Below are 7,797 nucleotides of genomic sequence, written 5' to 3'. Positions count from 1 at the left end.
TACTTATTTTTTTAATACTAACAATATAGTCATTTTTTTCTAAACCCGATATACAACTGCTGTTTTTATCGATCTCTTTATACAGACTTGCAAGCACTACTTGCTTAAAAATAAACTGTTGACCAAAAACGCAGACCAAGAAGAATTCTTACTCTCCCAAAAACTAAATTTAAATACAACTTGCAATTTCAGATACAAAGGTAAGTTTTTAACAGGTACGTGTTTATTTTTTTGTTTGATTTTTTTCTGTTTTTATCAAACAAAATCAATTTTTTAAAATTGGTTTTAATTTTGACTAAGAAAGAATCGGTTTTGTTTTAAAAAAAAATAAGTTTAAAAATAAACTAACTCTGTAGCTGTGTTATCTAAAGTGCAGTACAGTTCGATCAAATATACGAGATCTATTTTTTAAATATTTGCGCGAAAGTAAAGATATAACTCACAAGTAACAAGATACTGCTGACTGTAGGACTTTAAAACTAGTCAGCACCCCCTCTCTCTTTTATTAATTCCAAGCAAGACTTTAAGACCAAAATCTTCTCTTCCTTTATTTGTCTTACTACTTCGTTTTTTTCCTAATTTTGCAAAATGGTTAAAGTTATTATTATCGGCTCCGGAAATGTAGCGCAACATTTGATTGCTGCTTTCCAACACTCCAAAAATACAGGAGGTGAAACTGAATTGGTTCAAGTGTTTTCAAGAACACAAAATACATTGACAAACGTCTTAGACACTGAGCTAATCACAAGCGATATCGAAAATATATTGGATGCTGATTTATACATCATTGCTGTTTCAGATGATGCCATTGATACTGTTGCGGCACAATTGCCTTTTAAAAATCGATTGGTAGTACATACCTCTGGTAGTGTAGGTTTAGATATCTTAGATGACAACAACCGAAGAGGTGTTTTCTATCCGCTGCAAACCTTTACTAAAAACAAAGCAGTCGATTTTAAAACTATTCCCATTTGCTTAGAAAGCGAAAACTCCACTGATTTTAGATTGTTAGACAAGGTGGCAAAAGCAATATCTGATAAAGTTTTTGCCATTAACTCTGAGCAAAGAAAGGCGTTGCACGTAGCAGCAGTTTTCGTAAATAACTTTACCAATCACTTATACACCATTGGAAATGAAATTTGTAAGGAGAATCAAGTTCCTTTCGATATTCTGAAACCTCTAATTCTGGAAACGGCACAAAAGATAATGACCATTTCGCCTGAGGAAGGGCAGACAGGCCCAGCAAAACGAAATGATATAAAAACAATTGAAGCACATCAATTATTTTTAGCTGGCAAAAACCAATCAACTATTTATAAAATCATAACACAATCTATACAAGATCATGGCAAAAAGTTATAAAGAATTAATGAACGACATCACTACTTTTATTTTTGATGTAGATGGCGTACTTACGGATAGCTCCGTATTTGTAACCACAGAAGGAGAAATTCTCAGAACGATGAATATTCGGGACGGTTATGCCATGAAAGCGGCAGTAGAAAGCGGCTACAATGTGTGTATCATCTCTGGTGGCAGTAATGAAGGTGTACGCCTGCGATTGCGAAATCTTGGAATTACAGATATTCATTTGGGTACACCTGATAAAGTAGAAACTTTTAAGGAATACACAGAACTATATAATATCAATCCAGAGCAGGTTTTATACATGGGAGACGATATTCCCGATTATCACGTGATGAAATTAGTAGGTTTACCAACATGTCCGCAGGACTCTAGTCCTGAGATAAAGTCAATATCAACTTATATTTCACATAGAAATGGTGGTAAAGGAGCCGCACGCGACGTTATCGAACAGGTGATGAAAGTTCAAGGAAAATGGATGTCTTATTTTGACGCAAATCTTGATTAAAATTAAAACGTAAAATTCAAATCCCAAATTTCAAAACGAACTACAAGATCGTAAACCAAGCATGAAATACCTGAAACTCATTCGATACCAAAACTTATTGCTCCTTGCCTCGATGCAGTTGATATTTAGATACGGTTTTTTGAAATTGCAAAATATTGCATTGGCATTAAACGATTGGCAATATGGTTTATTAGTATTGAGCACGGTTTTAATAGCGGCGGCCGGTTACGTAATCAATAACATCTTTGATCAGGATACGGATCTGGAGAATAAACCGGATGGGGTTATCATTGGTAAAAGTGTCACCGAATCTGCGGCTTATACTATTTATGCCGCTCTAAATATAAGTGGAGTCGCAATAGGCTTTTATCTGTCGAACGTAATTTTAAAGCCCTCTTTTGCTGCTGTTTTTATTCTGATCGCTGCAACCCTTTATATCTATGCGACCAGTTTAAAGCAAATGATGGTTTTGGGTAATGTTATTGTCGCGCTGCTACTCTCCTTCAGTGTTGTGATCATTGGCGTTTTCGATTTGTATCCAGTAATTAACGCCGAGAATCAACTTTTAATGGCCAACTTGTTTTCTATACTTTTAGATTATGCCTTGTTTGCTTTTATAATTAATTTTATTCGGGAAATCGTCAAAGATATGGAGGATATAAAAGGCGACACAAGCCAAGGAATGGATACTCTGGCAATAGTTTTAGGTATCGCAAAAACGACAAAAGTAGTTTTTGCATTGGGTCTTATGGCAATAGTCATGCTTTTCGTTTATACCAAATCCTATTTTTTAGCTAATAAATTATTTATTGCTACGCTATATACCATCCTTTTTGTTTTGGCACCACTCCTTTTTTTTACGATCAAAATTTGGACCGCTAAATCTAAAGAAGACTTTCACAACCTGAGTACACTATTAAAATGGATTTTGCTTTTCGGAATTCTGTCCATAGCAATCATTACCCTAAATATAAAATACAATGCTTAAAAATAAATTAAAAAAGTACAAGCTGATATTGGCATCAGGGTCTCCCAGGAGACAACAATTCTTTAGAGACCTAGAATTGGATTTTGAAATTCGATTAAAAGAAATTGAAGAAATATACCCACCACACTTAAAAAGAGAAGAAATAACGAATTATTTGGCCGAACTGAAAGCTAATGCTTTTGAAGGAGGATTGCAGGAAAATGAAATCTTAGTAACGAGCGACACCATCGTTTGGCATAATGATAAGGCTTTAGGGAAACCAATCGACAATCAAAATGCCTTTGATATTTTAAAATCACTATCTAGTTCCACTCATGAAGTAATCACATCCGTTTGTTTTAAAACCAATTCAAAAACAAATTTGCTCTATGAGATAACAAAAGTTACTTTCAACGAACTCAGTGATGAGTCCATTCATTATTATATTGACAATTACAAACCTTTCGATAAAGCTGGAGCCTACGGAATACAGGAATGGATTGGTTTTATAGGCGTTTCAAAAATTGAAGGTTCCTATGCAAATGTAATGGGAATGCCAGTTGACAGGGTTTATGAATATTTGAATAACTTAGCTTAAAACCAAAAAACATGTCTTTTTTTAACGACTTTACAAAAGAAGTAATTGGAACTGGAATACTGCTATTACTGGTTTTTACATTACGAATAATCACTTCAAGACTAGTTAGACGTTTTGCAAGAGTCACCCATATTATAGAGCATCGGACTAATTTAGTTGTTAAATACCTGCATCTACTGACTAATATTCTGGCATTAATTGCTCTAATACTAATCTGGGGCGTTCAAGCAAGAGATATTATAATCGCTATTTCTTCGGTCACCACAGTGGTTGGTGTGGCCATGTTTGCTCAATGGTCAATTTTAAGCAATATTACTTCAGGTATTATTTTATTTTTCTCCTTTCCATTTAAAATTGGCGATATAATCCGCATTCATGATAAAGATTTTCCTATCATAGCCGAAATCGAAGATATTCGCGCGTTCCATGTATCGTTAAAAACGAAAGAAGGAGAAATGATTATCTATCCAAATAACTTACTGTTCCAAAAAGGTATTTCAATTATGAAACATCATTTTGATGATAATGAGTTTGTTGATTAGCCTTATTTTGGAAATAATTGCATCTTCCTATTTATTTTTTATAAATTCACTGTTTACAAGTAGTAATTATATAAAAAAAAATAAAAAACATATAACGTAACACTGTCAATTAAATATCAAATTTGCCCTTAGCGCATTAAACGATCACTATAGCATTTACTGTCTCTAATTATAAAATAGTATGAACACCTCCATTAAGATTCCTTTTTATGTTAGACTTACTTTTTCATTGGTAAGTTTGATTGCGATAACCTATATATTTTATATGGGGAAAAGTGTGTTAATACCTATACTACTTGCCTTTTTATTTGCTGTATTATTGTTACCAATCGCCCGTTTTTTTTCTACTAAATTGCGTTTCCCACATGTGCTGGCAGTTTCAGTAACCGTAATTATTTTTGTTTCGTTAATCGTTGCAATACTTGCATTTATCTCTTATCAAATTAGTGACATTGCAAGCGATTTTGCTGAAATTAAAAAAAACGTTACCCTTTTTATAACTGATATTCAAAGATATATAAGAACAAATTTTCACGTAAGTATCTGGGAACAAAAAAAATATCTTGAAGATGTAACTGAAGATTCTGTTAAAAAGGGAAAAGAAACTATCGGTACTACACTAATATCTGTAACGGACACACTTGTAGATATTACTTTAATTCCTATTTATACTTTCTTAATACTTTTATACAGAACGCATTTCATCTTGTTTTTAACTAAGCTATTTAGAAATGAACACCATACAAAATTGCGAGAGATTTTAACTCAAATAAAAGGCTCTGTTCAGAGTTATATTTCAGGCCTGATTATCGAAATGATTTTTGTTTCTATTTTAACAAGTATCGGACTGTATATAATTGGAGTCCCGTACTTTATCTTATTAGGTATTATTACAGGTATTCTAAATCTGATTCCTTATATCGGAATTCTGGTTGCCGGAATTTTGACAATTCTATCATCATTGACAGGCTCCCCGGATCTATCCATAATTATAGGCGTTATTGGAGTAAATGTAGTGGTTCAGATAATAGATAATAATATCCTTGTCCCTATTATAATAAATACAAAAGTTCAAATAAATGCTTTCGTCTCTATTATCGGGATTATAGTAGGAGGAGGAATTGCAGGGATTGCAGGAATGTTTTTAGCCATTCCCATTCTAGCCATTCTTAAAATTGTTTTTGACAGAATTGAATCTTTGGAGCCATGGGGATATTTGATGGGAGATAATTTACCTAAAAATTTTATTTGGAAAAATAAAAAACCGGTAGGTTCCGAAAAAGGAGATAAAACAGGTGAAGTACAAATTACAACTTCTGATGATGACTTTACTGAACCGATAACTGAATCGAATAACAACTAAAAGCGCCATGAAGTAATTTAAAAGGTCGCCTCTGGAAAACAAAATAGATTAGAAATGTATACTGGTAAACTTTAAAAAATCTAGCGGTTTACTTCTTGTTTTAAATATTTTTAAATGTCTTCACAACAAAAAATAGTGCTTTTCCTTTCGATGCTTTTTTGCTGCCAACTTTCTTTTTCGCAAATTAAAAAAACGGAAAAAGACAGCTCTGAAGTATATCAAAATATTCAAACCTATTACCAAAAAAAATAAATTCACTAAAATTTTTATACGGTGCTATTTTTAAGTCTAAAAATGCAAGGAAGAAAAAACAAGTTGTCCAACCACAAAAGCGATTAGCTGTTGAAGGTAAAATAATCAGGAACATCAATATCGTAACTTTGGACCCTTTTGGATATTCTGATATAGACACTACCATAAATCCTAAAAATTGGGCAGAAAGAACAGGAAACAGATTACATCTGAAAAGTAAAAAACTAGCCATACAAAATTTATTACTTTTCAAAAAAAATACAGCTTATACTGATTTATCCATAAAAGAATCAGAGCGTATCATCCGAGCGCAAAAATTTGTTACCAGGGTAACTATTACTGTGGCACTTCCTGAGCCGCAATCTGATTCTGTAGATGTTTATATTCGTGTTTTAGATTCTTGGAGCTCTATCCCAAAAATTTCAGTTTCAGCTGCTAAAACTTCATTGGGCTTGAAGGAAAGGAATTTTTTTGGTCTCGGTCATCAGTTTGATTATATCTACACGCATCGATCCAGCGATGGCAAAAATGCTAATGATTTAGCTTATACTGTTCCCAATATCAAAAATACCTTTGTTAAAACAGTATTTAAATATCAAAACGATTTAGATAACTACTATGTAAAAAGCATTACAATCGAACGCCCTTTCTATTCCCCTTTAGCAGAATGGGCCTGTGGTATCTATTTAGATCAGCAATATAGAAAAGATACTGTACAAGGAACAGATTTGAGCTATGTAGAACAAAACTTCAAATTCAGTTCCCATGATTTTTGGATTGGAAAGGCATTTCAAATTTTTAAGGGAAATACAATAAAGGAGCGGACAACGAATTTAATTGTATCCGGAAGGTTTTTAAATATCAATTACCTTGAAAGTCCGAACAAGGAATATGACCCAATCGATTTCTATTCGGGAGAAAAATTAGTGTTATCTGGAATTGGTATTAATACACGTCAGTTTGTTCAAGATCGATATATTTTCAGAAACGGAATAATTGAAGACGTTCCTATTGGGCGGATCTATGGTATAACATTCGGCTACCAGCATAAGAATTTCAGGTGGAGGCCGTATCTGGGTGCTCAGGTCTCTTTTGGAAAATATCACAAGTGGGGTTTTCTAAGTACTAACTTTGAAGTTGGCAGCTTCTTTAATAGTTCAAAAATGGAGCAGACTGCTTTTTCTTTTCAAGCCAACTATTTTACAAAACTGATTGAGTTCAGAAAGTGGAAAATAAGACAGTTTATCAAACCCCAAATCATTATTGGGACCAATCGCCAAAATTCGATAGGCGATCAATTAACCATTAATGAAAATTATGGAATTCAAGGATTCAACAGTGCAGTATATGGTACAAGTAAAATGATAATGACGCTACAAACTCAAGGATATGCACCGAAAGATATTTGGGGATTTAGAATAAATCCTTTCTTTAATTATTCAATTGCATTATTGGAAAATAAAATTGAGGGAGTAAAAACAAATAAAGGGTATTCAAAAATAAGTATCGGCGTAATAATAAACAATGACTACTTGGTCTTTAGTTCTTTTCAATTATCACTTTCTTATTATCCGATAATTCCTTTTCAGGGAACCAACGTATTTAGTACCAATGCTTTTGAAACCTCAGATTTTGGACTACAAAATTTTGAATTAGCGAAGCCACATACGGTTCAATATAAATAATTATATAATTACAGACGATTTTTAAAAACGCATCAACATTTACCATCAGGTACTAATCCCTTAAATAAAGTGTGAATTTTATAAAAATAGCTATAAATTATACAAGTCTGATTAACAAATACTCATTATCTTTATACCAATAATCTTATTAAATTAAAACCAACGAAAAAATGAAAAAATTAAGTTTCTATTTAATGATAATGGTATTATCATTATGTGCAGTTCCAACTACAATGGTAGCAGCTGAAAAGAGTCCAATTACAAAAGAAGTTCCCGCTGAAGTGCAAACGATGCTTAATCGCTTAGAAGAAATCAAAGCAATGGATAAGTCTTCTTTAAAATCTTCAGAAAAAAAAGAACTACGTAAAGAAGTTCGCGAAATTAAATCAGACTTAAAAGCATCTGGAAACGGTGTTTACTTCTCTGTAGGAGCGATAATAATAATCATTCTTTTATTGATTTTATTACTTTAATAAATCATCACTAAATTTTAAAAAAAAAGAAGCGTAAACTACGT

Annotated in this window: 8 protein-coding genes; all 8 read left to right on the top strand. The window is 32.7% G+C overall.

Annotation, left to right across the window (positions count from 1 at the left end):
* The first annotated feature begins 588 nt into the window (after positions 1 to 588).
* The 8 genes from A3SG_RS0116710 to A3SG_RS0116675 all read left to right on the top strand — a co-directional run bounded on the left by A3SG_RS0116710 (position 589) and on the right by A3SG_RS0116675 (position 7,753).
* Positions 589 to 1,362 (top strand): Rossmann-like and DUF2520 domain-containing protein, encoded by a 774-nt coding sequence (locus A3SG_RS0116710; protein ID WP_016991155.1) that lies wholly within the window; start codon positions 589 to 591, stop codon positions 1,360 to 1,362.
* Complete coding sequence (locus tag A3SG_RS0116705) at positions 1,346 to 1,873, top strand: KdsC family phosphatase (protein ID WP_016991154.1); 528 nt, start codon at positions 1,346 to 1,348, stop codon at positions 1,871 to 1,873. The genes A3SG_RS0116710 and A3SG_RS0116705 overlap by 17 nt, the downstream gene beginning before the upstream one ends.
* Positions 1,874 to 1,934: 61 nt before the next feature.
* Positions 1,935 to 2,861, top strand: a complete 927-nt coding sequence (locus tag A3SG_RS0116700) for a geranylgeranylglycerol-phosphate geranylgeranyltransferase (RefSeq protein ID WP_050979848.1) — start codon at positions 1,935 to 1,937, stop codon at positions 2,859 to 2,861.
* Complete coding sequence (locus tag A3SG_RS0116695; protein ID WP_016991152.1) at positions 2,854 to 3,438, top strand: Maf-like protein; 585 nt, start codon at positions 2,854 to 2,856, stop codon at positions 3,436 to 3,438. The genes A3SG_RS0116700 and A3SG_RS0116695 overlap by 8 nt, the downstream gene beginning before the upstream one ends.
* An 11-nt stretch (positions 3,439 to 3,449) precedes the next feature.
* On the top strand, positions 3,450 to 3,980 hold the full coding sequence (locus A3SG_RS0116690) for a mechanosensitive ion channel domain-containing protein (protein ID WP_016991151.1): 531 nt from the start codon (positions 3,450 to 3,452) through the stop codon (positions 3,978 to 3,980).
* Between the two features lie 181 nt (positions 3,981 to 4,161).
* Entirely contained in the window at positions 4,162 to 5,343 is a 1,182-nt protein-coding gene (locus A3SG_RS0116685; RefSeq protein WP_016991150.1) for an AI-2E family transporter, read from the top strand.
* A 380-nt stretch (positions 5,344 to 5,723) separates the two neighbouring features.
* Positions 5,724 to 7,280, top strand: coding sequence for a hypothetical protein (locus A3SG_RS20225; protein ID WP_016991148.1), 1,557 nt, complete (start codon positions 5,724 to 5,726; stop codon positions 7,278 to 7,280).
* A 170-nt stretch (positions 7,281 to 7,450) separates the two neighbouring features.
* Positions 7,451 to 7,753 (top strand): hypothetical protein, encoded by a 303-nt coding sequence (locus A3SG_RS0116675; RefSeq protein ID WP_016991147.1) that lies wholly within the window; start codon positions 7,451 to 7,453, stop codon positions 7,751 to 7,753.
* Positions 7,754 to 7,797: the final 44 nt, after the last annotated feature.

Origin of the sequence: Flavobacterium sp. ACAM 123 (genome assembly GCF_000264055.1) — a bacterium.
Lineage (GTDB): Bacteria > Bacteroidota > Bacteroidia > Flavobacteriales > Flavobacteriaceae > Flavobacterium.
The sequence above is the reverse complement of the archived record's forward strand: the minus strand, read 5'-3'. Positions and strand labels throughout refer to the sequence as shown.